Origin of the sequence: Thiothrix fructosivorans (genome assembly GCF_017349355.1) — a bacterium.
Lineage (GTDB): Bacteria > Pseudomonadota > Gammaproteobacteria > Thiotrichales > Thiotrichaceae > Thiothrix > Thiothrix fructosivorans.
In genome coordinates this window covers 1145958-1170201 of the sequence record NZ_JAFMPM010000008.1, presented here as the reverse complement: position 1 = coordinate 1170201, position 24244 = coordinate 1145958, and the positions used below count along the sequence as shown (strand labels likewise).

The window sequence follows — 24244 nt, the reverse complement described above, 5'->3', positions numbered from 1 at the left end:
TGTGAAACAAACACTGACCATTGCGCTCTCCAAAGGGCGCATCTTCAAGGATACCGCGCCGCTGTTAAAAGCCGCTGGTATCGAACCTTTGGACGACCCCGAAACCAGCCGCAAGCTGATCCTCGATACCAACCGTGACGATGTGAAGCTGGTTATTATCCGTGCGACCGACGTACCGACGTATGTGCAATACGGCGCGGCTGATTTAGGCGTAGCAGGCAAAGACGTGCTGATGGAACACGGTGGACAAGACCTGTACGAACTGGTCGACCTAAAAATCGCACGGTGCAAGCTAATGGTGGCAGGTTTCCCTGATCGCCCTTTGCCTGCCACCGGGCTGAAAGTTGCCACCAAATTCGTGAATTGCACACGCCGCTATTTCGCCGAACAAGGTCGTCAAGTCGATGTCATCAAGCTGTACGGCTCGATGGAACTTGCACCGCTGGTCGGCTTGGCAGATTGCATTGTCGACGTGGTGGATACCGGCAACACCTTGCGTGCCAATGGACTTGCGCCACTCGAACACATGGCAGACATTACTTCACGGCTGATCGTTAATAAAGCATCCATGAAACTCAAACATGCCGCCATTCGTGAGCTGATTGCGCACATTCAAGCGGCAGTCGACCAAAGGAATCCCTAATGAAACACCAAACTGACGACCTGCGTATCATCGGTATGCACGAATTAACGCCTCCGGTGGAATTGCACCGTGAATTTCCGTTAAACGAAACCGCGACCGAAACGGTATACAACGCCCGTCAAGAAGCGCACCGCATTTTGCACGGTGAAGATGATCGCTTGCTGGTGGTTGTCGGCCCTTGCTCGATTCACGATGTGGATGCAGCAATGGAATACGCCGCGCGTTTGCAGCCGTTGCGTGATGAGTTGCAAGATCAGTTGCACATTATTATGCGGGTATATTTCGAGAAGCCACGTACCACTATCGGTTGGAAAGGCTTGATCAATGACCCCGATATGGATAACAGTTTCCACATCAACAAAGGCTTGCGCATGGCGCGTAAGTTGTTGCTGGATCTGAACAATCAGGGAATGCCAGCAGCGACTGAATACCTCGACTTGATCAGCCCACAATACGTGGCAGATTTGGTAAGCTGGGCAGCGATTGGCGCACGTACCACCGAAAGTCAGGCGCACCGCGAATTGGCTTCTGGTGTATCTTGCCCGATTGGTTTCAAGAACGGCACGTATGGCAACCTGAACATCGCGATTGATGCGATTGGTGCGTCTTCGCGTCCGCACCATTTCCTGTCTGTCACCAAGGAAGGGCATACCGCGATTTTTGCGACCAAGGGTAATGAAGATTGCCACGTCATCCTACGCGGTGGACAAGAGCCGAATTACGACGCAACCAGTGTTGCCGCCGCCGTTGCTGCTTTGGAAAAAGCCAAATTACCACCGTATTTGATGGTCGATTTCAGCCATGCCAATAGCTACAAGGATTACCGCCGTCAGCCAGAAGTCGCGACGAATGTTGCCGAACAGCTTGCGGCGGGTAGCAAAGCGATTACGGGTGTCATGATCGAAAGCAATCTGGTTGAAGGCAACCAAAAAGCCGACGGCAAACAACGTGAAGAACTGGTTTACGGGCAAAGCATTACCGACGCTTGCATCAACTTCGACACGACTGAAGCAGTGCTGCGTCAGTTGGCCGAGGCAGTGAAAGCACGGCGCAAGCAATAGGAGTTAAACATGCTTAACATTACTGAATTAAACACCAACGACAGCGATTTCTGGTCAAAACTGCAAGACTTACTAGCGTGGGAAAGCGTCTCCGATGACGCGGTATTCAATACCGTCAACGGCATCCTCAAAGATGTGCGCAAACATGGCGATGCCGCCGTGGTCGAATACACCAACCGTTTCGACCGCATGAGCGTCGGCAGTATGGCTGAATTGGAGATTCCAGCCGCTCGTTTGCAAGAAGCGCTGACCAAGATCACGCCTGAACAGCGTATTGCCTTAGAACAAGCGGCGGCTCGCCTCAAATCCTATGCGCAACGCCAAATCATGGATTCGTGGAGCTATACCGAAGCCGACGGCACCTTGCTGGGGCAACAAGTCACTGCGTTGGATCGGGTTGGTTTATACGTCCCCGGTGGCAAAGCGGCTTACCCTTCTTCCGTGCTGATGAATGCCGTGCCTGCTAAAGTGGCGGGTGTACCGGAATTGATCATGGTCGTACCCACGCCCGATGGTGAGGTGAACGAACTGGTACTGGCAGCGGCCGCTATTTCCAACGTTGATCGCGTGTTTGCCATCGGCGGCGCACAAGCGGTAGCCGCTTTGGCTTACGGCACAGCAACCGTTCCGCAAGTGGATAAGGTCGTTGGCCCCGGCAATATCTACGTAGCAACTGCCAAGCGCATGGTATACGGCACGGTCGGTATCGACATGATTGCAGGCCCATCTGAAATTCTCGTCATCTGCGACGGCAAGACCAACCCAGATTGGATTGCGATGGATCTGTTCTCGCAAGCAGAACACGACGAAGACGCACAATCCATTCTGGTCTGCCCCGATGCGGATTTCATCGAACAAGTGAAAGCCAGCATCAACCGTCTGGTGGAAGAAATGCCGCGCAAAACCATCATTTCCACTTCGCTGCAAAGCCGTGGTGTGCTGATTCATGTGCAAGATATGGCAGAAGCAGTGAAAGTTGCCAACTACATCGCCCCCGAACACTTGGAGCTTTCCGTGGAAAATCCGCGTGACATGGCGACGCAAATTCGTCATGCAGGCGCGATTTTCATGGGACGTTACACGGCGGAAGCGGTGGGCGACTATTGTGCAGGCCCGAACCACGTATTGCCGACTTCACGTACCGCCCGTTTCTCTAGCCCGCTGGGGGTGTATGATTTCCAGAAACGCTCGTCGCTGATTGATTGTTCGGCAGACGGTGCTTCAACGTTGGGTAAGATTGCCTCGGTATTGGCACGCGGCGAAGGGCTGATCGCCCATGCACGGTCGGCGGAGTATCGGATTAAAGACTAAGATTTCTATCCTAACCGCATTGAAGAAGCCCCGCCTACTGGGGCTTTTTTACATTTGCAAAAAAAGTGTAAAAATCGGATGTAAAGCCCTTTACATTAGAAAACTCTAATATTATGATATTCACATATTCAAGATTCTTCACACACTAACGCTAGGAGATAACATTATGAAATTACAAGCAATCGCTTTCGCTGCCCTGATCGCTTTATCCGGTGCTGCTTCTGCTGAATTCATGGATGGCTTTGATAACGGTGCGGCGGCGGGTAACGGCACAGGCAACGGCACTGGCTCTACTGCTGCGAACGGCAACGGTTACGGCAATGGCGCGGGTGATGTGAATGGCTGGGGTCGTGGTAAAGGTGACGCTGACGGTGAAGTTGATTTTGCTATCACTTTCAAAGGTAAAGGCAAAACCAATATGAACACCGACATGGCAGCTAACGGTAAAGGCAATGGCGACTGGTATACCGCAGGTAACGGCTATGGCTACGGCAACACCGCTAACAACGCATCGGGTTACACCCAAACGGCTAAAGACGGCGCTCCAATCATGATGGCTGCACCGGTAACGCCACAAACTGCGCCAACGACTGCGCAATAATAAGCAAGCATCACAGTTTGCGAAAAGGCGTTCTTCGGAACGCCTTTTTTGCTTTCTTCTCGGCTAATTTACCGTATCATCGCGCCTTTATTCCCTAATACGTGAATTTGCATGACTCTACTCGACGCGCTGAAATCTTGGCCTCTTTATATCCTGCCACATCATTTCATTTCCCGCTTGGTGTTCCGCTTAACACGCATTCAATGCCCGAACCTTGTACCCCATGCGATACAACTGTTCAGTAACATTTTCAAGGTCAATTTAGCTGAAGCCGTCAACCCTGATCCTGCCTGTTACCCCACGTTCAATGCCTTTTTCACCCGCCCCCTCAAACCAGAGCTGCGCCCTATCGCTGCTGGTGAACAGGTCTTGGTTAGCCCGGTGGATGGACGTATTAGCCAAATGGGTAAGATTGAAGCGGGGCGAATTTTCCAAGCCAAAGGGCATGAGTATTCTGCATTGGAATTGCTGGGTGACGATGAGGAACGCGCCGCCCCATTTATGAATGGGCAATTCATGACGATTTACCTATCACCTCGCGATTATCACCGCATCCACATGCCGCTGATGGGTACATTGACAGAGCAAGTGTATGTGCCGGGGCGATTGTTTAGTGTCGCAGGGCATACCGCCCGTTCTATTCCCCGTTTGTTTGCCCGCAATGAACGCGTGGTCGCACTATTTGATACCGAATTCGGCAAACTGGCGATGGTGCTGGTCGGCGCGATTAACGTTGCGGCAATCGAAACGGTTTGGGATGGCTTAGTCACCCCACCACAAGGTTGGGGCGTGAAACGTCAGGTATTCCCCCATGTTTCTTTGGAAAAAGGCGCGGAAATGGGGCGTTTCAACATGGGTTCGACCGTGATCTTGCTGCTAGAGCAGGGACAAATTCCGTGGGACAAGGCACTGAGCGCCGATGTAGCGCTGTGTGTAGGACAAGCATTAGCCGATTTATCAGCATAGGAAGGATTCATGAAGACATACCAACAGGATTTTTTGGATTTTGCCATTGGGCAAGGCGTGTTACGTTTCGGTGAATTCACCCTGAAATCAGGGCGTATCAGCCCGTATTTTTTCAATGCGGGGTTGTTCCAAACGGGTTCTGCCCTATCGCGCTTAGGTAAATTTTACGCGCAAGCGATTGTCGATTCTGGGGTGCAATTTGACATGCTGTTTGGCCCAGCTTACAAAGGCATTCCCTTGGCTGCCGCGACCGCCATTGCCTTGTATGAACATCATGGCAAAGATTATCCGTATGCGTTCAACCGCAAAGAAGCCAAAGATCATGGCGAAGGCGGTACGATTGTGGGCGCACCGTTGCAAGGTCGCGTACTGGTCATTGATGATGTGATGACCGCAGGCACGGCGATTCGCGAATCGGCAAATATTGTTGCAGCGCACGGCGCAACCCTCGCTAGTGTCGCTATTTCGCTCGACCGTCAAGAACGCGGCACCGGCACACAATCCGCTGTACAAGAAGTCGAAGCCTTATACGGTATATCCGTCATTAGCATTGTTGGGTTGAACGAAGTCATCAATCACGTCGGCAGTCATTTGCACGATGCCGCACTATTGAGCAACGTTCAGGCTTACCGCACGCAGTACGGCATCTAAGGTTCAAACCGCGCATCTAGCTGTAACGTCAATGGATTCTGCTCGTCAGAATCTTTTGACGGCAACCAACGACTCATACACTCAGAGCGCGTCACACACGGGTCAGTTAAGGTTTGCAGGAAATCGACTAAATACCCCACGTCTTCTTCACGATAGGCTTGCCCCGCCATATCCGTATTGCTGGCGAGCATTTCACGTAAATTTTCCTGTAAATGCATGTGTGGAATGTGAGTCTGCTGCAATTGCGCACTGTCATAACTTAGCGCCGCTTGAAACGGGTTCAGCATGTGTTTCACCACACCCTCAAGCGTGGTATACGCACCGTTATGCCCCCACGGCCCCGTCACCGCCACGTTTAACAAGCTCGGTGTGCGGAAGCGGAATTTATCGGCAGGGTCTTGCGTCACCAACCACCGCCCGTAATCTTGTTGAGAAAGATTGTCTACGCCCCCTTTGCCGGGACCAATCGGCGGCATCAACACATTGCGAAACTGCTCATCGGTAAAGAAATCCCCACGATGACATGCGGCACACGCATAGCCCCCTTCGGAGCGTTCCCGAAAAAAGAGCAATGCACCGTGTTTCGCGGAACTGCTCAGTGCGGTTAAATCCCCTTGCACGTATTGCTTCCACGCATGATTCACAAACACTTGCGAACGCTCGTATTCCCCCAGTGCAAATGCGATGTTTTGTTCGGTCATCACTGTTTCGGCGGCAGCATCGGCTTGCGCAAACGCAGCACGAAACAACGACAACCAATTGGGTTCTTCCCGCAAGCGTTCTGCTAAACGATCACGACACGTTTGGGTGGTGCCGCCCCTATCAAACAGATTGCCACGCATCTCATGGGAAGAAGTCACGGGAAAACGGGCTTGCGCGTGCACAAGGTTATGACCTGCCTGAGCATCGGGTTGTGGGTATGGCACATCCGGCGTGGTAATGCCCCCCGCAACTTGTGCCACTCGCCCATCATGAAACATAAACTGTTGCCACAAGCCGCTATTGAACGTTGTCGGCGCATTACGTGGTACACCGAGCGTCAAACTGTCTTTTAACAAGCGCTTATGCCCCAGCACATCAGGGTTCTCAGCCCCCACACCAATCGACAAGGAAAGATTATCGCCACCGCCTAACAAGGGGTGATGACACGTTACGCACGCGACATCTTTATCACCCGATAAGGCTTTATTAAAGAATAGTTTTAGACCTAATTGTGCCAACGGAGCGTCGATGGAGGGCAAGTTTTTACCACGTAAGGGATCACCAGTTAACCCATAACGCTGAATCAAGCCCTCCAACTCCGCATCCAGCTCAGAGCGTAACACCAGCGAACTACCGTTCTCCGGCATGTAAATCGTCGTATTAAGGGGTTCATCCTGACAACCTTGTAACACCAAGGTAACAAACAACGTAACAATCATTAACCGCATGGCAAGGCTGACACTCATAGCAATCGGGTAAAACCATTATTACATTGCCATAGATCAAGCTGGGAGGAGGTTTGTCTGCTCAACCCTACCATTTGGTGTATTCTGTCTGCCGTATTATCTGTTTAGAATCCATTTTGTAAAAAAAAGCACTAAATACACGCTAAATCAACGGAGTTAAGCCATGTTGTCTAAACTAGCAGGCATATTTATTCTTGGAATACTGGTCGGTTGGGTCATCGAGTGGATCTTTGTCCGCTTATTTGTCCCTAACCCCAAGAAGAAAGTCGAAGCAGCCTTACAAGCCAGTCGTAAAGAAAATGCTAACTTGCAGCAACAAAATCGTGAGTTGCAAGCTGCATTGGATGCGACCAAAGTAGCCCCCCCAATTGCTGCCATTGTTCCGCCAGTTGTGGAAGCCCCAACAGTAACGGAGACAGTAACCGCGCCAGAACCAAGCAGCGCTGAAAAAGACGATTTAACCAAGTTAAGTGGGATAGGGCCTAAATTGGCGGAAGCCATGAATAATGCAGGCATTAAGCATTACACACAATTAGCAGAATTAAGTGTGGAAACAGTGGCTGAACGCCTAGCATCGAGTGGGATTCGCTACAGTAAAGCCTCAGCAGAAAGCTGGGCTAAGCAAGCAAATTTGGCAAGTGAACAAGATTGGGATGGCTTAAAAGTGTACCAAGCAACCTTGAAAAATTAATTTTTGATAAATTTAATAAAGGGGATAGTTAATACGTTAACTATCCCCTTTTGTCATGTCTTGCTAATCAATTAGAGCAAGTTATGACGCTTCAGCTTAGTGCGCAATGTCGCACGGTTAATACCCATGCACTGTGCGGCCTTTGACTGGTTACTGTGCGTATAACGCATCATGATTTCCAGCATTGGGCGTTCCACTTCATCCAGCACCAAACGATAGATATTTGATGCTTCGTGATCACCCAGCGTATCCAGATAATCTTGTAAAGTACGAGCAACCGTTTCAGACAAAGAAGCGTCCAAACCGACACGAGAAGATGTATTCGTCATAATTCATGCAACCTTTTTAATATTTGTTAGTGCGATTCTACACAATACTTCATGAACCGCAGCCAACTGTTTTTCAGGAGTTGTGACCGCAAAAATCCTTTTTTAACCATTTGCCTCGGAGGTGATTCAATCCAGATACCACCCGATGTGCTTCCTTGCAATACGGACACCTATATCCGTTCCATAGAAGTCGTGAATAGCCCCAATGTGATCTAAAACAACTCGGCACTTCTCATGGACATCAGGCTGCGTAAAAAGTTTCCCACTGTTGTGAGAATTTTTTACTAACCCAGCTATCCACTGCTAACCCCAAGCGAATCGACCAATCATTAGGCTACCGGCATGTGTTGTAGTTGATATTAAACTTAATGGAAACCATCTAACTAAACGCACATCCTGAATAAAAGAATACCACAGCATGAAATATACCCAATGAAATCGTTGATAAACGGTATATTATCTAGGATATAGGGTGATAAGCGACGCTAGCCTTTATCGCATTGAAAATGTACCGCTATGGTTGTTAGCTCGCTTAAAAAATAGCCAAACCAAATACAGTGCCACCAAAATAAAGAGAGGGGCGGTTAATTGCGGTAAACTCAAGCCCAACAGTGTCCACGCAACATCCGTGCAACTCGCCCCACTACGCAGCAATACTTCCGTTGCCTGCCCTTGCGGTAAATAGGTAATAAAACGATCCAACCAGATTTCGAGACCCGGCCCACAAGATGCCGCCTCTTCCGCAGGCAAACTCAACAACCACACCTGACGAATGGCAATCCCAGCACTGCATAAGCCCCCAGCATCAAGAGCAGTCCGTATACTTTATCGCCAAGCCACGCAGGGTTATGCAAAAAGGCTACCAGTCCCACTACACCGATGGTGATCAGCGCCATGCGTTGCAAAATGCACAGTGGGCAAGGTTCTAGCCCCATCACCAACTGCACGAACAGGGCTGCCCCCAACAAGGCGACACTAAACAGGCATACAAATAAGTAGTGAGGACGCTTATTCATCGGTTCGGACTCCCTCCAAAACATCAAAAATTATTGTCATATCCATATCAACGCACGTCTGGCGCAACAGTCTGACTCACTAGCTGCGTTTTCGCTAGTTTACCACCCGTGCGCAACACATTCTCTACATCCTTAAAACCATCTGCTTTACCACTTTCCAACACCAACACATCCCCGCTTTGCAAGAATATCTCCGGTGACGGCTGCTCACCGCGAATCTCACCTCGACGCAACGCCTTGATATGCACCGTAAAACGCTCTAACCCTAACGCAGAAATGCGCTTGCCTACGCTGTAATCATGCTCATGCAAGGTAAAGGTATGCAAAAATGTTGCCGCTTTATTACTTTGCTCAGGCTTATCTTGAGCGCCGTGGTAATAGCTATGCAAGGCACGGTAACTATCCCGACGAATTTTTTCCGTCATCTCAAATACTTCATCAGGGCTGAAGCCCAATTGCTCAACAATACGCTGGGTAATCATCAAAGTAGCCTCCAGCGATTCGGGGAGCACGCTGGTTGCACCTAAACGCACCAATGCCTGCAAATGACGCTCATCACGGGTACGCACCAACACCGGAATATCGGCACGTTTTAAGCGCACCGCTTCCACCACACGCTTCGCCACTTCAATATCCACCACGGTAATCACCACCATCCGCGCCCGTTGCAAGCCTGCCGCTAGCAGAATCTCAGGGCGGGTTGCATCCGCATAATGCACGGGATCACCCGCTTCCCAGGTTTTTTCCACGATACCGGGGTCAAGGTCGAGCGCAATATACGGCACACCTTGTTCCTGCAAAAAACGCGCAATATTCTGACCCATGCGGCGATACCCGCACAGAATAACATGATCCTCGATTTCTTTGACGGCAACGCTGACCTCTGCCGCCTCCTTAAATTGTTGTTTTGCGTAGGTATCGCCCAACAGCACCGTGGTAATCTTTTCATTGTAGCGAATAATCAGCGGTGAAATCGCCATACTGATCACAATCGCCGCCAATGTTGTCTGGGATTCATGTTCAAGCATCACATCGTTGTCCAATGCCAATGCCAGTAAAGCAAAACCAAACTCCCCCCCCTGCCCTAACACTAACCCAGTACGCAACGAAGAGCTATTACTGCTCGTAAACATCCGCGCCAATAGCGCAATCAAGAACCCCTTGCCAACGGTCAACCCCACTACCAACAACAGTACCGGCAACCAGAGGGACGACAACAACGCCATGTCCAATTTCATGCCGACAGTGATAAAGAAAATCCCCATCAAAATATCGCGAAACGGGCGAATTTCACTTTCAATCTGGTGCTTGTATTCCGTTTCACTCAGCAACATCCCCGCAAGGAATGCACCTAACGCCATCGACAACCCCAATGAAAACGTAATCCACGCCGCTGTAAGCGCGACCAACAATACCGTAATATTGAACAGTTCAAGAGATTCCGCACGGGAAATGTATTGGAATAACGGGCGCAAGGTATAATGCCCAACCAACAACGTCGCAAATAACAACGCCGCGTAATAAGAAGCCGTCAATAATAATTCACTTAGGCTACGTCCGCCTCCGCTATCGCCAAGCGCTAACAAGGGAATAATGACTAAAAACGGCACAACCGCTATATCCTGAAACAACAAAATACCTAATGCGGCTTGACCGTGAGGAGAACGCATTTCAGCCTGATCATTCAATTGCTTGACCACAATCGCCGTGGAAGACATCGCCATCGCCCCACCAGCCACTAAAGCACTTTGCCAAGATGCACCAAAATACGACAGTATCACCATGCCGGATAGCGTCGAGATCACCACCTGCATACCACCCAAGCCCATAATGGTGTTGCGCATTGCCATGAATTGCTTCACAGAAAACTCTAGTCCAATCGCAAATAGCAAAAAGACCATGCCGACTTCACCCATGAAATCCAGCCTTTTCGGCTCATGAATAAATTCCAGCCCATGCGTGCCCGCTAACGCCCCCACCAACAAATAGCCCAAGATAGGCGGTAAATGCAGGGTACGAAATGCAGCGACACCGCCCACGGACATGACCAACAATAATAAAATGTTGCGTAATAGTTCATGCTCCATCGCCTAAATCCCCTACAATCTGCTTAACATCGTTTTCCATAAGTATACGGGTTTCTGACCCTTGGCACACGGCATCAGTTCAGTTCTTATCCAGATCACGCGGAGCAACAGGTGAAAAAAACGCCCTTTTGGTGGCAATTACTCCTCTACCTATGGGTCAGCCCTATCAGCATCGCTTGCCTGCCCTTAGCCTTACTCGCGAAATGGACTGGCGGTGGATACGTGATACACAGCGGCGCATTGGAAATCTGGGGGGGTATCGTCGGGCAATGGCTGGATAAAGGGCGGCTGCCCTTTCTTGGCGCAGTCAATGCCATCACCATCGGGCACGTCATCGCAGGTGTTTCCCCACAACATTTACACAACAGCCGCGTGCATGAACGCGTGCATGTGGAACAATTTGAGCGTTGGGGTGTACTTTTCCCGCTGGTGTACGCGCTCGCGGGGCTACGCGCTCATCTACAAGGCAAGCGCTTTTATTGGGATAATCCTTACGAAATCGAAGCACGCGCCAGAGCCACCGCAGCAGCAAGAAACAAGCATTCAAACCCTGCCCTCTGCTAATATTCCGGCATGGATATTATTTTTCGCGAATATGGAACGCTCATCCGCCAAAAATGGGGATGGTTTTTTGTGGTCATGCTGGGCATTTCCGGTGGTGCGGGGCTGGATCTGCTCGTCCCCCTGTATTACAAAGAAATCGCCAACGGTCTTTCTAAACCGTTCAGTGCTGCCACGCACACGCTGCTGCTGGAAAATCTCGGCTATATTGCCTTCACCTACGGGCTGATTTGGTTAAGCTGGCGGGCGTTGGAACTGGGCATGATCATGTTCCAAAGTTGGGGTTTAAACAAACTCGATAAACGCTGTTTCGATGTCTTGGTGAAGCAACGCCAACACTTCTTTGAAAATAATTTCGCAGGCAGTTTAGTCAAGCAAGCCAACCGTTTCATTAAAGCCTTTGAAACCATTATTGATTGGCTGATTTTCCAGTTCTACGGCAACTTGCTGCGTATCGCCCTCGCCTTCATCATTTTTTACCAGCAACAACCGGAGTTTGCGCTGTATTTTCTGATTTGGGTCGTGATTTTTCTGGGCTGGAGTGGCGGCTTTCTGGTGTGGAAATTGCAATTCGACTTACGCGTGGCGGCGATGGATTCCAAACTCGGTGGCGCGTATGCCGACGGCATTAGCAATATGGCGGTCGTCAAAAGTTTCGCGCTCGAACAGCGGGAACGCACCAATATCAGCAGCATCGCCGATGAAGCTTACCGTAAACGCAATGTGGCGTGGTTGCTCACCTTCGTATCCTTTGCCGTGCAAAGTACCTTGGTGTTTGGCATCGAATTATTGCTGATTTATTGGATGATTGGTGCATGGCGTAACGGCGCATTCGAGATCGGCGAATTCATTTTATTCCAAAGCGTTTTGCTTATTCTAATCAAACATTTGTGGGATTTCGGCATGAATTTCCGGCGTTTCTTCAACGTACTCGCGGATGCGCGGGAAATGGCCGATGTATTCCGGCAAACCGACGTCGAAGACGCCAACGCGGGGCAAGCGTATCCCATTACACAGGGCGACATTCGCTTTGAGCATCTCGGTTTTGCGTATGGTAAAGACGCTCAACACGTCACGCTATTTGACGATTTTAACCTACACATTAAGGCGGGCGAAAAAGTCGCTTTCGTCGGGCATTCCGGCTCAGGCAAAACCTCATTAACCAAATTACTGTTCCGCTTTATTGACCCGCAGCAAGGGCATATCCTGTTTGATCAAGTGGATGCTAAAGCCTTCACCCTCACTTCGTTGCGGGAACAACTCTCGCTCGTACCGCAACAACCCGATCTATTTCACCGCAGCATTCGCGACAATATTGCCTTGGGCAAAATCATTACGGATGAACAATTACGCGACGTTGCTCGCAAAGCACAAGCATTAGATTTTATCGACAAACTACCGCAAGGCTTCGAGACCATGGTCGGTGAGCGCGGCGTGAAACTATCCGGCGGGGAAAAACAACGCATCGCGATTGCACGCGCCTTCCTCGACAATGCACCGATTGTGGTGCTGGACGAAGCCACCAGCGCCCTCGACTCCCTAACCGAGCAGCAAATCCAAGTGGCTATTTTTGAGCTGATTAAGGACAAAACCGCCATCGTGATTGCGCACCGCCTCTCCACTATTCTGCGCATGGACAGAATCATCGTGCTCGAAAATGGGCGCATTATCGAACAAGGCACACACCATGAACTCCTCGCACAACACGGCAAATATGCCGAAATGTGGCAACACCAAAGCGGCGAATTCTTGAATAGCTAAGCGTCTGCTGCCACCACCGCCAACAGTTGTAGAGGGTTGACCTTCAACCATTTTGCCAGCTTTTGCTGAAGTTCATCGACGCGCACGGGTTTGGACAAGTAGTCGTTCATGCCCGCAGCAAAGCATTTCTCATCGTCACCCTTCATGGTGTGTGCTGTTAACGCAATAATGGGTAAAGCTTGATAACGTGCGTCTGCCAACTGGCGGATTTGGCGAGTGGCTTCATAACCATCCATTTGTGGCATTTGGCAGTCCATTAACACCACGTCGTAGGTGTGCTGTTGCACTGCTGCCAACGCCTCCTCACCGTTCATGGCACAATCAATCTGGGTATAACCGAGCTTTTTCAGCATGGCTAAGGCGACTTTTTGATTCACCATATGATCTTCGGTCAGTAGGATACGCACCACGGTTGCAGTCGTTTTAACCGTGTCTGGCGAAGCGGTCGCAGGTCGCGTGACCTCAACGGTTGCCTCAACGGGTAGCGTATTGGAGCGCTGGAGATACCGTTGGATAGCGGAATGCTTGATCGGCTTGGTCAACAGTTGCACATGCCGCCCTAAACGAATCGTTTCCAACACAGCAATCTGTCGCGCACTACCATAAATAATCAAGGGCACAGCGCTGCATTGCCGCACCGCATGGAGTACCGCCAGAATCCCTAACGGGTGTTCTGGTTTGTAGTAAAACATATCGGCATCCAACACCACCACGTCATAACGATTGTTTTCCTCCAAGGTCATCATCAAGCTATTCAGGGTTTCAACGAGGGTAGGCTCAATACCCCATTGGCGTATCTGTTTTTCATAATAACGATTGAGTGACGGTTTTGCGCCCAACATTAATAACGATGTCACACGCGGATTCTGCAAGCGCTGCTGCCCAGCAACCACCACCACCTGAAGCGTAATCGAGAAACACGACCCTTCGCCCACGGTACTGCTCAAACCCACATCGCCGCCCATCAATTGCGCCAATTGCTTGCAAATCGCTAACCCTAAACCTGTACCACCGTATTGACGCGTGACAGAACCATCCACCTGCGAAAACGCGGAAAACAGCTTGGCTTGCGCAGCGGCAGGAATGCCACACCCCGTATCCATGACCTCAAACAGTAACCGTTGCTTATCACCCTCGTGTTGCCAAACGTCCCCTGATGTACGAATATTGAGAATCACATGCCCACGTTCGGTAAACTTGATGGCATTATTGAGTAGATTGATTAAAATTTGGCGCAAACGAATGGGGTCACTCACAATAATCGCAGGCACATCAGCGTCGATAAAGAACGCCACTTCGATATTTTTGGTGTGTGCATATTCAGCTAATAAGTCGATCACACCCTCCACTACCGGCAACAACTCAAACCGGCTGCTACTGATCGACAATTTCCCTGCCTCAATTTTAGAAAAATCCAAAATATCATTGATAATGCGCAACAACGATTCGGCACTGTGCTGTACGGTACGTACCTGATCACGTTGTTCACGATTTAATTTACTGCCCAGCAGCAACTCGGTCATCCCAATAACACCGTTCATGGGGGTGCGGATTTCGTGGCTCATGTTCGCGAGGAATTCGGATTTTAGACGCGCTGATTCCAACGCCGCATCACGCGCTGTCGCCAACTCTTGTTGCGCAACAATGCGGTGACTAATATCGCGAATAATCCCCGTAAACACTACATTATCACCGAAACGCGCCTCACTCACCGATAAGTCGATAGGGAAAGACGAACCATCTTTACGGCGGGCAATCAACTGACGCGGTTTACCAATAATATGTGGCTCGCCGGTGTGTAAATAACGCTGAAGATAGCCATTGTGCGCAACATGGTGCTCACCCTCCATCAAAATATTGATGTTTTGCCCCAGTAATTCTTGCTGCGTGTAACCCAAAACAGGGTAAACGGATTCATTCGCTTCAATCATGATGCCTTTGGAATTGATCACCACAATCGCATCCAGCACCGAATCGACAATCGTGCGGCTTTTGATTTGACTGGCTTTTAACTCCTCAGCGGAGGCTCGCAAGCCACGCAATGCCAGCACTAATACCAGCAACATCGCAATCCCCAAGCCGAACAGCATCAGAAACGATTCCATCATCGCGGATTGGGTCGCTTTCTCGAACCCACTGATCGGACGGCTGACGACCAAGACTCCACGAACATCACCCACTTTCCAATCTTTTTTAGGCGTACCGGGGTAGGTGTTATGGCACTCGATGCAACTCGCCCCCAAACGATCCGCACGGGCATAACGTAACACTTGGTTATCGTCTTTGCCTTCAAATCGCCACACTGCTTGTTCAGGGCTTTTACGCAGCTCTTGCAATGCCCACCGCTCAAAATCGTCGTGCGCCCCACCGTCTTTATCTTTACGCCATGGGAAAGGTAGATCGCTGTAGATACGCACTTTATACGAACTGTCTTTTGCATCGGTCAAAAACTTTGCAAAATCAATCATCATCGTTGCGGGTAAGGGTAAGGCATCCTTACGAGAAAGGTAGTCATGCGTAATCACCATCCCGTTTTCTTGAGCACGCGGCAAAAACTGCTCAGAATAAAACGTGCGGAAACGCGCCACCGACGCAGCAAACTGGCTGGCTTCGTAAACCGCAATTTCTTCATTGACCGAACGGCTTTTCTGATAACTGACCCAAAACACCAGTGTAGAACCAATCACCAGCAAAAAGGAGAGAATGTAGACGATGTAGCGGGTAACAAAACCATCACTAGAGTAAACGTTTGCATTTTTCACACGTATGGCATCTTTTTTATAAAATTATTGATGGCCATATTAGCAAATATACTGAGGAGATTCAGTAAAAAAAAAGGGCTGTCACATGGACAGCCCTTTGATATAGATGGCGCATCTGGAAGGATTCGAACCTCCGACCACCTGGTTCGTAGCCAGGTACTCTATCCAACTGAGCTACAGATGCGCTGGAAGAGGTGCATATTATGGAGATGCATTCAGATTTGGTCAAGCAAAAATTTACATTTTTTTACACTTTTTTCAGTCTTTCAGAAAAACGACCGAGACAGTAGCGTATAAGAATATGCTAAACTTTGTTTGCACTGCAACAAAACTAGGTACAAACAATGATAGATCATGACTTCATGGAATCCCTGAAACAGGCAAGAACTTACGGCTTAGGTGAGTTTTTGGAAATCATCGGCGAACTTTCTCAAGAAAGTACCAAAAAAGGCGTACTGGATCGTAAACATAAAGAACTGATTACCTTAGGCATGGCATTAGCCAAAGGCTGTCACCGCTGCATCGACATTCACACCGACGCAGCACTCAAACTGGGGGCAAGCGACACCGAAATGCTGCAAGTACGCCGCGTCGCGCTCTACGTGCAAGCCAGCCCAGAACACCATCACACCGAACTATGGAAAGCGTGGATGGACTCATGGCGTGAATTTTCCCTCAGCAAAGGCTGTATTGACCGCCGTTGCCGCGAGCTGGTCGGGTTAGGTATCGCCTTAGTGCGCCAAGATGCTCGTCTGATCGACATGCACGTCAAAGCGGCGCGTGAATTTGGTGCAAGCCCTGAAGAAATTTTCGAGGTCATGCCTATCGCCCTGTTGATGGATGGCGCACCCGCGCTCTCGCAAATTCCTCAACTGGTACACGCACTGGAAAAATACGAACCGGCTGAGGCTGCTGCCTGAACAAGCACCAACGCATTTATACCGCCGTCCGGCAAATTCCCGCAGGCTACGTCGCTACTTACGGCGATGTAGCCGCCATAGCCCACTTACCGGGACACGCTCGCTTAGTGGGCTATGCCTTGCACGCCCTCCCCGAATTTTCTGACGTACCGTGGCAACGCGTTATCAATGCGCAAGGTAAGCTCAGCCTTGGTCGCGCTTATCCCGGCGGCGACTTACACCAACGTCACCTCTTAGAAGCCGAAGGCATCGTGTTTGATGCCAATAACAAAATCGATTTAAAACGCTTCCGCTGGCAGCCCATACGCTAAAACATTGCACTATACTCAAGCAATCGGGCAACAACAGAAGGAGAATATGATGGTCTCACGACTCGCCGACCTCACCTTGGCGCAAGCCAATGCTTGGTACGCTCAGAATCCACAATCTCGCTATGACCGTCCTTTGCCGCCAGCGGCTTACGACATCAATCCCGCCACCGCGCAAGCCTTGTGGAAAGACCCCACCCTGACCAACAACCGTTCCCTCGTCACCAAACGCATCGAAGTCGGTGGCAAATGGGAAGAAGTCCCCACGCACATACACAGCGACAACGATTTACGCCTGATTGCCTACCAGAATGTCTGGAAAGCCAAACAGCGCGACTTATTGCGTTACATCCAACCGGGCGAATGGTATCTCGGCTCATCACACCACAACCCAGGTAATCGCGATATTATCCAGTCCGTTTTCTATGATGAAGAAAAAGGGCTGGAAATGCTCAAATTCAGCATTACCCACATTCGCAATTACATCGGTGTCGCCAGCGGCATGGTTGCCACGGATAGCCCGCGCAGCTACGCCAACCAACACTCTGCTGGGCATGTGAATCCGAAAGATTACCCATCCCTGCTGTGGCGAATTCGTTTCCTTGGCGATATTTCACCCGCTGAACAACGCGCCTACGTCAATAATGTGCGTACTTGGTCGATGCTCTTGCAGAAAGTGACCAAATTTCCACCCGATTACAACGGCAATGACAATTTGATGACCAATACCTACGCCAAGGTGATGGAATTTGGCAGCAATGTCCTCAATGCTGTTCTCGGCAGCAGCAGCGCACTCGCCACCCTGCATAGCCAAGCCGAGCAAGTGTATTGCTCCGAAGCGGGGATGCACCTTGCGCTCAACCTCGGTCTGAATGCGCCGCTGAATCAAGCCAGCGTCAGCGCCCTGTTCGGGGCAGATAAATGGGCGAAAGTCAGCGCCATGCTCAACGAAGGCGAAGCCTTTTGGCAGAATGGCAAACACTTGGATTACTACGGCAACGGCACGGATGGTTACGTGCAAAATGCCGAACTCAACCGCCCCGTCGAGCTTGAACCCGCTCCCGTGTGGTTATTACCGCTGAAAGAGCGTCTGCCCGGCAGACCACTCGCGGGCGGCGGCTTGGTGTTCCAACCGTGGGATACGGCGGACATGATTGATCATTTCATCAAAACCGCCATTCCGCGCAAAGGGCGGGAAACATGGGATGTCTCCAACGCGCAAGCCGAATTGCTGCTGTGGTTGAAACCGGGCATTTTCCACTCACTCGGCTTTACCCGTGCCAGCCCACCGCCGCCACCGTTAGTGATGCTGTTTGACACGCTAGTAGCCAAAGTACGCCGCAATTACGCTTCGTATGAGGCATTCCGTGCCGCCATTCTGCCGGAATTGCAAGCCGCGCATCAAATCGTTGCCCCCAAAGCCTTGGGTGCTGGCGCATTTGTACCGCCACACATGATTCTCTCCATTCAAGGTGATGCTGATGAATTAATCGCAATGGAAGCCGTTGGTCAGTTATTCCATGAAGATGTGCTCAAAGCGAAGTAATCCTTTATCCTTCTTTCGCGTAAAACCTCGTCCTTCAGAGCGAGGGCGGTATTGCCGCCCCTCTCTTCCGTTTGTCGGCTGAAATCCACATTTACAGTGGATTCAGGCGCATAAAATAGGGATTTTAGTCTATCTTTAACACCATGCAACGACTCCAAGCCTTTAAATACGAGCTGAAACCCAACGGCGAGCAACGGCGCAATCTACGCCGTTATGCGGGTTTGTGTCGGCTTGTTTACAACAAGGCGTTAGCGTTGCAACAGGCTAACCATGCGGCGGGTGAAAAGTTCATCAACTATGTAGCGATGGCGGCATGGCTTCCCGTTTGGAAACGAGAACAAGGTTTCGCGATGCCAAACAAATCAAGCTCGATCAGCGTAACAACCGCATTTTCCTGCCCAAACTAGGTTGGATACGCTACCGCAACAGCCGCGAGGTGTTGGGTAAATTGCGCAATATCACGGTGTCCGGCAAAAACGGCAAGTGGTACATTAGCATTCAAACTCAGCGAGAAGTAGAGCAACCCACCTCCACCGCTACTACAAGCACCGGCATCGACTTGGGTATAGCCCGTTTTGCCACGTTCTCGGATGGCAGCTATATTGCCCCGCTCAACAGCTTCAAGACCCAACAAGCCAAGTTCGCCAAATACCAACGGCGCATGGCGCATAAACAGAAATTCAGCAACAACTGGAAAAAGGCGAAAGCCAAAATTCAAAAACTCCACACCACCATCGCCAACGCCCGCCACGATTTCCTGCACAAAGCAACGACCACGATCAGCCAAAACCACGCGCTCGTATTCGTCGAAGATTTGCAGGTAAGCAATATGAGCCGATCAGCGGCAGGTACAGGAGAAAATCCCGGCAAGAACGTGGCGGCAAAGTCTGGCTTAAACAAAGCCATTCTCGACCAAGGCTGGGGTGAATTCCGGCGGCAACTCGACTACAAACTGGCATGGAATGGCGGCATGTTGTTCGCCGTTCCTGCGCATTACACCAGTCAAGAATGCCCTGAGTGCCACCACGTATCAACGGATAACCGCCAAACGCAAGTACGGTTTGTGTGTGTAAAATGTCACTATGAAAATCACGCCGATCATGTCGGTGCGATCAATGTTAAAGAGCGGGGACACCGCTTGTTAGCCTGTGGAGATGCGGCATTCAGTCGCTCGATGAAGCAGGAACTCGCCGAAGTAAATCAGCTATCTAGCTGAGTGCAGTAGGAATCCCCTTCCTTTAGGGAGAGGAGGATGTCAAAATCACCGCCTTTTAGTGACTACCGGCGGTAATTCGCAGGAGCTTTTGCGTTATGCCATTTTCACATCGACCTTCTCTGGATGCTCAGACCGTGCAAACCTTGCCAACCCTACAGGAGCGCTATGCCCTGCGGCGCTGCATGGCGGATACCGCGCTCGGCAAGCTCTATTGGGCGCAAGATCTGAAACAAACCCAAGGGAACGGTGAGCAAACGAACGTTTTGGTGTTTACCCTACTCCCCGCGCTGGCACAAAACCCTGTATTTGAACAGGCCTTCGGGCATGTGCTGCATGGTTATCAGAAACCCACGCCGGGAATGCCGCACATTATTGACGATGGCAAAACGGCAAATGGTTTACGCTGGATCATTATTCGCAATAGTGGCGGCATGTTGCTTACCGAGCGACTGGCGGAACTTGATGATCGTGGAATGCCCGTTCCCGAAGCCCTCGAATTGCTGGATAGTCTCAGTAACGCCATTGCCAACCAGCGCCCTGATGGCATCTTCGGTTACCTCGAACCCGATACGGTATTGCTAGGTGATAAACTGCCTTGCTTGCTCACCTCGCCCGTTGCTGCCGCCTTACGTGCCACGTATAACAGCACTCCGAACGAACGTTCCCGCCAAACGCTGCATTCTGGCTACATCAGCCCAGAAGTCTTGTTAGGTGACACACCGACCACTGCTGATGACACGTTTTCGATTGCCAGCCTCGCCTACCATTTACTGCAAGGCGAAGCCCCATTCGGCAAGCAAAGTGCGTTGGAAGCCACCGTGCGCAACCTATCCCCGACCAGCATCCGCAAATTGCGCCCTGAAGCATGGGCAGTTTTACGGCAAGGCTTAGACCTCAAACGTGCCAATCGCCATAAGAATCCCACGGCTTTGTTACGCACCTTACAACGCAAACAGCAAAAAAAGTTGCTGCTGCCACTGGCGGCATTGGTCGCAGCGGGTGCGGTCGCCATGACCACATACCAACTACTCTCCAGCCGTGACAATCAACCCACCAATCCGTCAGAAACAGCGGTGACAGGCGTAACGGCAACCCCTAGCACGGTAGCAAGCAGTCAGCCCCCCACCGATTCAGCCGCGTTGGTCGGTGAAACCAGTCTGCCGCCCGCGCTGGATCAAGACAGCGTACAAGCCCAAGCGGATAAACTCGCCGCTGAAACGGCTGCTAACACCCGTGCTGAAGCCGAACGCCTCGCTGCCGCTACTGCTGCTACCGCGCAAGCCGAATTAGCCGCAGACAATGATCTCAGCACTTTGCAAGACAATGCTGCCGATGCTATCCGCAAAGGCAATTTGTTCAGCACCGACTCGGCACAACCCGCCGCCGTGGATTACCTACGCAAAGCCATCGCCCTGAACGCAGACGATACCAAAACCCAACAGTTACTCGCACAATTAATCAACGACCAGCACACCGAAGCCGAAGCCTTACTCAGTGCAGGCAAACTGGATGAAGCCAGCACCTTATTGGGGACAGCGGATCGTTTGATTACCGAATTCACCTTTGCCGATGGTTTAAAACGCCAAGTCAGCTTAGAAACCGAAGTCGAACAAGCCAAACGCAAACAAGCACTGACACAAGAAACCAGCGTCACCGCTCCCCCTGACAGCACCCCACCTGCCATAGCAGCGGATACTCCCAGTAGCAGCACCACGCCAAGCCCCCTCGCCATCGACGATGATGCCCGCCAGTACTTAGAACGCGCCCAACGCGCCATTAGCTTCGGCAATCTCAATACCGGCGATGATCGCGGCGAAAGTGCCGTTGCTTACTTAAGTACCTTATTGGAAAAGACACCCGATCAACCCGATGCCCTGAAATTACTGGAAAAAGTCGCGACCTTACAGCAAGACAATGCCCTCGCACACCTGCGCAAACGCGACACCGACAAAGCCCGTACTGCACTCAACGACAGCCAAGCCCTGATCGGCAAATACAAACTCGACGGCTTAGTTGAAGAACAGATTGCGCTGGAAAAACGTTACCGCGAAACCCTCGCGATGGGCGTGTTTGTTCCCGGCAAAGAAATACCCGAACCAACCACCGCGAGCAAAGCCGTACCAGCGAAAGCAACCGCAAAACCGGCACTTGCTCCGCCAGAAACCGAAAATCCCGAAGCCGCTGCCGCCGCAGCAACGCCTGCACCAGCAGCAGTTATTTCAGCGCCTGTTGAAGAGATACGTGTTCCGGCAGACATTCCTGTGCAAGATATTACCCCCGTGCCCGCAACGACAGAACTGCCGCCGATTCAATTGGATGCGCCGCCCCCTACCCCACAACCTGCGCCGCTACCCCCCCCACCCGCCAATAATGTTACGTTTGAAGTACCGGTGACGGATGCGGACAATGCTGCTGCCAATCCCAACGGCAATACATTTACACCCGACGTACCCAATCTGATGGAATTACCGCTGGATACCATCAAAGATTTGCCACCCGCCACCAATCAATAACGTGCGATAAAGGCAGACACTGGGCGACCATCGTCCAGTATTTCCACTGCATTGAGCAGGATGTCTGCACCCGCAAACACTTCCGCCAACTCGCCTGCTTTCAACAAAAAGTTCGGGTTGCGCGGGCTGCCGAATTTTTCCGACCCTTGCATGAAGGTTTGGTAAATCACGACACCACCGGGTTTCAGCAAGCGCTTCAGCCACGGAAATAGCGGGCGGTGTAAATAACGTGCCACGCAAATCAGCGCGAATTGCCCATCAGCAAACGCCCCGAACGGGTCTTGCCCCGTTTCCAAATCCAGTTGCAGGGTTGTGACCGTGACGTGTTGGCTGCTTGCCAATTGCTGCGCCCGTTGCAATGCGCCGGGAATGTAGTCGATCCCCGTCATTTGCCAACCGTGCATGGCAAGGTAGACCATATCGCGCCCTGCCCCACAGCCAATATCCAAGCCCTGCTCCGGCTGAATCTGGTGGGCGGGCATGAATTCTGTGACGAATCGCGCCAGTAAGGGGGCGGGTTGCCACAAACGCTGCGATTGCTCACCGCTTTGCCATAAGCCAGCGGCTTGTAAGGTTGCCTCCAGTTTCAACGTCCATTCGATGGCTTGCGCCACTTGATAGCCTTTGCTGGTGAGGAATGCGGCGGCTTTTTGCAAATCTTCAGCGTTCGCATATAAGGCCAGTGGTTCGCTGGTTTTGGGGAGTTCGTGCATTCGGGTGGGTAATTCATCCACGGGAATTGAACAGGCATGAGCATGATGCCCCTGACAAAATGCCGCAAAGGAACGGCAATCCACTCGCGCAACGGGCACTTCACACATCACATTAATCCTCTACTTTGTAACACCATCACACCCAAACTCGTGGTCAGCAACGAACCCAGCGTGGTCAACACCACGGTATTTGCCGCCAGCGTTGCATTGCCCCCCATTGCCCGCGCCATCACGTAACTTGCTGCCGCCGTGGGTGCGGAGGACATCAGCAGCAAAATCCCCAAGTCCATGCCGCGAAAGCCGAACCACCAACCACCCGCCGTAAACAACACGGGGATCAGCACTAGCTTGCTGAAGGTTGCCAGCAAGGTTTTATTCATTTCCTGTTTCAGCGTGTGAAAATCCAACGATGCGCCGGTACACAGCAACGCCAGCGGCAAAGTCATATCCGCCAGTGTTTTCCCTGCTTTCATCAGCAATTCTGGCGGACGCACATCCCACCATGCAAACGGCAATGCCAATACAATTGCGATAATCAAAGGGTTGGAAACGATATTGCGCAGGATACCGCCAATGCCTTGCTGCTTATGCAGGGAACGGCTCAGGGTGATCACGCCGAGGATATTGAACAGGATGCTCAAAATCCCCACGTACAATGACGCTGCCACCAACGCCACTTCACCATAGGCATTCACACAATACGCCAGCCCGATAATCGCCATATTGGAACGGAAAATGCTCTGCACCACCACGCCACGATCTTCCGGCGGCTGTACCGTGAAATGCGCTAGGATTTCCGTCAACACAAACAAGATGCTCATCGCCACCAAGCCGTAGGCGATCAGTTGGAAGTTGGTGGTGGCATCAATGTGGGTTTTCGCAATGCTGACAAACAGCAGCGCAGGCAATGCCCACGTAAACACCAAACGTGAACCCACTTCAATAAACGCATCGTTGAGCGACTGCCGCTGACGCAGCCATGCACCCAATGCCAGCAAAATAAAGATCGGCCCCGTGACCGATAGGGAAAACAGGATGGTGTTCCAGAATTCGAGCATTTCACACCTGTACGCGTGCAAACAAACGCGAATAGTTGCATGTAATGAGGCTTAATGTGCGATTAATTTTTGTAATTCGCTT

General features: G+C 51.1%; 22 protein-coding genes, 1 tRNA gene and 1 pseudogene. 15 read left to right on the top strand and 9 right to left on the bottom strand.

Translation table 11 applies throughout. From position 1 onward, the window contains the following. Position 1: 1 nt before the first annotated feature. The 6 genes from hisG to pyrE all read left to right on the top strand — a co-directional run bounded on the left by hisG (position 2) and on the right by pyrE (position 5233). A complete protein-coding gene (gene hisG, locus J1836_RS19910; RefSeq protein ID WP_242632932.1) occupies positions 2–643 on the top strand; it encodes an ATP phosphoribosyltransferase in 642 nt (213 codons plus the stop codon). After that, complete coding sequence (aroG, locus tag J1836_RS19905) at positions 643–1704, top strand: 3-deoxy-7-phosphoheptulonate synthase AroG (protein ID WP_207252883.1); 1062 nt, start codon at positions 643–645, stop codon at positions 1702–1704. Before hisG ends, aroG begins: the two co-directional genes overlap by 1 nt. 9 nt (positions 1705–1713) lie before the next feature. After that, positions 1714–3015 (top strand): histidinol dehydrogenase, encoded by a 1302-nt coding sequence (gene hisD / locus J1836_RS19900; RefSeq protein ID WP_207252882.1) that lies wholly within the window; start codon positions 1714–1716, stop codon positions 3013–3015. Positions 3016–3181: 166 nt separating this feature from the next. Continuing rightward, positions 3182–3616 (top strand): sulfur globule family protein, encoded by a 435-nt coding sequence (locus J1836_RS19895; RefSeq protein WP_207252881.1) that lies wholly within the window; start codon positions 3182–3184, stop codon positions 3614–3616. Between the two features lie 111 nt (positions 3617–3727). Then, positions 3728–4582 (top strand): archaetidylserine decarboxylase, encoded by an 855-nt coding sequence (gene asd / locus J1836_RS19890; protein ID WP_207252880.1) that lies wholly within the window; start codon positions 3728–3730, stop codon positions 4580–4582. A 9-nt stretch (positions 4583–4591) separates the two neighbouring features. Next, positions 4592–5233 (top strand): orotate phosphoribosyltransferase, encoded by a 642-nt coding sequence (gene pyrE / locus J1836_RS19885; RefSeq protein ID WP_207252879.1) that lies wholly within the window; start codon positions 4592–4594, stop codon positions 5231–5233. On the opposite strand, the gene J1836_RS19880 is transcribed toward pyrE, so the two are convergent. Beyond that, positions 5230–6663 carry a cytochrome-c peroxidase gene (locus tag J1836_RS19880; protein ID WP_207252878.1) on the bottom strand — a complete coding sequence of 478 codons (1434 nt, stop codon included), beginning with the start codon at positions 6661–6663 and terminating at the stop codon, positions 5230–5232. The genes pyrE and J1836_RS19880 overlap by 4 nt on opposite strands. 181 nt (positions 6664–6844) lie before the next feature. On the opposite strand from J1836_RS19880, the gene J1836_RS19875 reads away from it, so the two are divergent. After that, complete coding sequence (locus J1836_RS19875) at positions 6845–7372, top strand: helix-hairpin-helix domain-containing protein (RefSeq protein ID WP_207252877.1); 528 nt, start codon at positions 6845–6847, stop codon at positions 7370–7372. Between the two features lie 71 nt (positions 7373–7443). Here the strand turns inward: J1836_RS19875 and J1836_RS19870 are convergent, their stop codons facing one another. The 4 genes and pseudogenes from J1836_RS19870 to J1836_RS19850 all read right to left on the bottom strand — a co-directional run bounded on the left by J1836_RS19870 (position 7444) and on the right by J1836_RS19850 (position 10804). Beyond that, positions 7444–7701, bottom strand: coding sequence for a helix-turn-helix domain-containing protein (locus tag J1836_RS19870; protein WP_207252876.1), 258 nt, complete (start codon positions 7699–7701; stop codon positions 7444–7446). A gap of 126 nt (positions 7702–7827) precedes the next feature. Beyond that, a complete protein-coding gene (locus tag J1836_RS22035; protein WP_207253233.1) occupies positions 7828–7998 on the bottom strand; it encodes a tRNA-dihydrouridine synthase in 171 nt (56 codons plus the stop codon). Positions 7999–8193: 195 nt separating this feature from the next. After that, positions 8194–8717 (bottom strand): annotated as a pseudogene (locus tag J1836_RS21660) (disulfide bond formation protein B). A 47-nt stretch (positions 8718–8764) separates the two neighbouring features. Next, positions 8765–10804: a monovalent cation:proton antiporter family protein gene (locus J1836_RS19850; protein WP_207252873.1), complete on the bottom strand. Its 2040-nt coding sequence runs from the start codon at positions 10802–10804 to the stop codon at positions 8765–8767. Between the two features lie 111 nt (positions 10805–10915). On the opposite strand from J1836_RS19850, the gene J1836_RS19845 reads away from it, so the two are divergent. Both J1836_RS19845 and J1836_RS19840 read left to right on the top strand, forming a co-directional pair. Beyond that, entirely contained in the window at positions 10916–11368 is a 453-nt protein-coding gene (locus J1836_RS19845; RefSeq protein ID WP_207252872.1) for a hypothetical protein, read from the top strand. 9 nt (positions 11369–11377) lie between these two features. Then, positions 11378–13126: an ABC transporter ATP-binding protein gene (locus J1836_RS19840; RefSeq protein ID WP_207252871.1), complete on the top strand. Its 1749-nt coding sequence runs from the start codon at positions 11378–11380 to the stop codon at positions 13124–13126. Here the strand turns inward: J1836_RS19840 and J1836_RS19835 are convergent. Continuing rightward, entirely contained in the window at positions 13123–15888 is a 2766-nt protein-coding gene (locus J1836_RS19835; RefSeq protein WP_207252870.1) for a response regulator, read from the bottom strand. The two genes, J1836_RS19840 and J1836_RS19835, sit on opposite strands and share 4 nt — an antisense overlap. 107 nt (positions 15889–15995) lie before the next feature. Further along, positions 15996–16072 (bottom strand) — tRNA-Arg (locus tag J1836_RS19830). Between the two features lie 160 nt (positions 16073–16232). Here J1836_RS19830 and J1836_RS19825 point away from each other — a divergent pair. From J1836_RS19825 to J1836_RS19800, 6 genes are all read left to right on the top strand, one after another. After that, on the top strand, positions 16233–16808 hold the full coding sequence (locus tag J1836_RS19825; protein ID WP_242632931.1) for a carboxymuconolactone decarboxylase family protein: 576 nt from the start codon (positions 16233–16235) through the stop codon (positions 16806–16808). After that, positions 16805–17119, top strand: a complete 315-nt coding sequence (locus tag J1836_RS19820) for an MGMT family protein (protein ID WP_207253231.1) — start codon at positions 16805–16807, stop codon at positions 17117–17119. Before J1836_RS19825 ends, J1836_RS19820 begins: the two co-directional genes overlap by 4 nt. Positions 17120–17165: 46 nt before the next feature. Then, complete coding sequence (locus J1836_RS19815; protein ID WP_207252869.1) at positions 17166–18662, top strand: hypothetical protein; 1497 nt, start codon at positions 17166–17168, stop codon at positions 18660–18662. A gap of 143 nt (positions 18663–18805) precedes the next feature. After that, positions 18806–19069 (top strand): helix-turn-helix domain-containing protein, encoded by a 264-nt coding sequence (locus tag J1836_RS19810; protein WP_207252868.1) that lies wholly within the window; start codon positions 18806–18808, stop codon positions 19067–19069. Further along, a complete protein-coding gene (locus J1836_RS19805) occupies positions 18988–19878 on the top strand; it encodes an RNA-guided endonuclease InsQ/TnpB family protein (protein WP_207252867.1) in 891 nt (296 codons plus the stop codon). Before J1836_RS19810 ends, J1836_RS19805 begins: the two co-directional genes overlap by 82 nt. Positions 19879–19973: 95 nt before the next feature. Further along, positions 19974–22391 carry a protein kinase family protein gene (locus J1836_RS19800; protein ID WP_207252866.1) on the top strand — a complete coding sequence of 806 codons (2418 nt, stop codon included), beginning with the start codon at positions 19974–19976 and terminating at the stop codon, positions 22389–22391. On the opposite strand, the gene J1836_RS19795 is transcribed toward J1836_RS19800, so the two are convergent. Together J1836_RS19795 and J1836_RS19790 are read right to left on the bottom strand one after the other, a co-directional pair. Beyond that, a complete protein-coding gene (locus J1836_RS19795) occupies positions 22385–23212 on the bottom strand; it encodes a methyltransferase domain-containing protein (protein WP_242632930.1) in 828 nt (275 codons plus the stop codon). The genes J1836_RS19800 and J1836_RS19795 overlap by 7 nt on opposite strands. Then, entirely contained in the window at positions 23212–24162 is a 951-nt protein-coding gene (locus tag J1836_RS19790) for an AEC family transporter (protein ID WP_207252865.1), read from the bottom strand. The genes J1836_RS19795 and J1836_RS19790 overlap by 1 nt, the downstream gene beginning before the upstream one ends. Positions 24163–24244 lie beyond the last annotated feature (82 nt).

Excerpts from the sequence above, each read along its gene's own strand:
- aroG (WP_207252883.1), top strand. The coding sequence starts at position 643 with ATGAAACACCAAACTGACGACCTGCGTATCATCGGTATGCACGAATTA.
- hisD (WP_207252882.1), top strand. The coding sequence starts at position 1,714 with ATGCTTAACATTACTGAATTAAACACCAACGACAGCGATTTCTGGTCA.
- J1836_RS19895 (WP_207252881.1), top strand. The coding sequence starts at position 3,182 with ATGAAATTACAAGCAATCGCTTTCGCTGCCCTGATCGCTTTATCCGGT.
- asd (WP_207252880.1), top strand. The coding sequence starts at position 3,728 with ATGACTCTACTCGACGCGCTGAAATCTTGGCCTCTTTATATCCTGCCA.
- pyrE (WP_207252879.1), top strand. The coding sequence starts at position 4,592 with ATGAAGACATACCAACAGGATTTTTTGGATTTTGCCATTGGGCAAGGC.
- J1836_RS19880 (WP_207252878.1), bottom strand. The coding sequence starts at position 6,663 with ATGCGGTTAATGATTGTTACGTTGTTTGTTACCTTGGTGTTACAAGGT.
- J1836_RS19875 (WP_207252877.1), top strand. The coding sequence starts at position 6,845 with ATGTTGTCTAAACTAGCAGGCATATTTATTCTTGGAATACTGGTCGGT.
- J1836_RS19870 (WP_207252876.1), bottom strand. The coding sequence starts at position 7,701 with ATGACGAATACATCTTCTCGTGTCGGTTTGGACGCTTCTTTGTCTGAA.
- J1836_RS19850 (WP_207252873.1), bottom strand. The coding sequence starts at position 10,804 with ATGGAGCATGAACTATTACGCAACATTTTATTATTGTTGGTCATGTCC.
- J1836_RS19840 (WP_207252871.1), top strand. The coding sequence starts at position 11,378 with ATGGATATTATTTTTCGCGAATATGGAACGCTCATCCGCCAAAAATGG.
- J1836_RS19825 (WP_242632931.1), top strand. The coding sequence starts at position 16,233 with ATGATAGATCATGACTTCATGGAATCCCTGAAACAGGCAAGAACTTAC.
- J1836_RS19815 (WP_207252869.1), top strand. The coding sequence starts at position 17,166 with ATGATGGTCTCACGACTCGCCGACCTCACCTTGGCGCAAGCCAATGCT.
- J1836_RS19810 (WP_207252868.1), top strand. The coding sequence starts at position 18,806 with ATGCAACGACTCCAAGCCTTTAAATACGAGCTGAAACCCAACGGCGAG.
- J1836_RS19800 (WP_207252866.1), top strand. The coding sequence starts at position 19,974 with ATGCCATTTTCACATCGACCTTCTCTGGATGCTCAGACCGTGCAAACC.
- J1836_RS19795 (WP_242632930.1), bottom strand. The coding sequence starts at position 23,212 with ATGTGTGAAGTGCCCGTTGCGCGAGTGGATTGCCGTTCCTTTGCGGCA.
- J1836_RS19790 (WP_207252865.1), bottom strand. The coding sequence starts at position 24,162 with ATGCTCGAATTCTGGAACACCATCCTGTTTTCCCTATCGGTCACGGGG.